We start from the raw sequence: 811 nt of genomic DNA on the forward strand, positions 1-811 counted from the left end.
CTACAACATCGAGACCTTCTTCGGCTGGGTCTCCACGGTCGCCGATTTCTGCGGCGCCATCGGCCAATCACCGGAACAGGGAAAGTAAGACCATGCCCTTCAAGCCCGTCATCCCCGCAGGCTCCGGCAAGCCGCTGGCGCCCTATTCGCCCGGCGCCCTGGCCGACGGCGTGCTCTACGTCTCCGGCACGCTGCCTTTCGACAAGGACAACAACGTGATGCACCTGGGCGACATCGGCGCCCAGACGCGGCTCGTGCTCGACACCATCAAATCAGTGGTCGAGGCCGCCGGCGGCACCATGGCCGACGTCACCTTCAACCAGATCTTCCTCACGGACTGGGCCAGCTACGCCGGGATGAACGAGGTCTATGCGCAGTTCTTCCCCGGCGAGAAGCCGGCGCGATACTGCATCAAGTGCGAGCTGGTGAAGCCGGGCGCGCTCGTCGAGATCGCGACCACCGCGCATATCGGCAAGTGAAGTCCGAGGTGTCATGATCTTCGAGGTCACGGGGCGCGCGGGCGCCCCGGCCGTTGTGCTCTCCGCCGGGCTGGGCGGGGCTGCGGCCTTCTGGACGCCGCAGCGCGCGGCGCTGGAGGAGCATTTTTCCGTCGTCGCCTTCGACCAGCGCGGCACCGGCCGCAATGCCGAACCGCTGCCGGACGGCTACTCCATCGACCACATGGCCGACGATGTGATCGAAGTGCTGGATGCGGCCGGCATCATCAAGGCGCATTTCCTCGGTCATGCCGTGGGCGGGCTGGTGGGGCTGGACCTTGCGCGGCGGTATCCGGCGCGGCTCGGGCGGCTGG

2 protein-coding genes are annotated in these 811 nt (G+C 67.2%); both read left to right on the top strand.

What is annotated here, in order from left to right:
- Positions 1 to 92 precede the first annotated feature (92 nt).
- Positions 93 to 479, top strand: a complete 387-nt coding sequence (gene rutC, locus AC1DWF_RS33470; protein ID WP_476842803.1) for a pyrimidine utilization protein C — start codon at positions 93 to 95, stop codon at positions 477 to 479.
- 13 nt (positions 480 to 492) lie between these two features.
- Positions 493 to 811 (top strand): alpha/beta fold hydrolase (locus tag AC1DWF_RS33475; protein WP_476842804.1); only part of this gene is annotated, 319 nt, incomplete at its 3' end.

It is taken from the genome of Aminobacter sp. P4_D5, from assembly GCF_056401815.1.

Coding starts and splice junctions, on each gene's coding strand:
- rutC (WP_476842803.1), top strand. CDS start 93: ATGCCCTTCAAGCCCGTCATCCCCGCAGGCTCCGGCAAGCCGCTGGCG.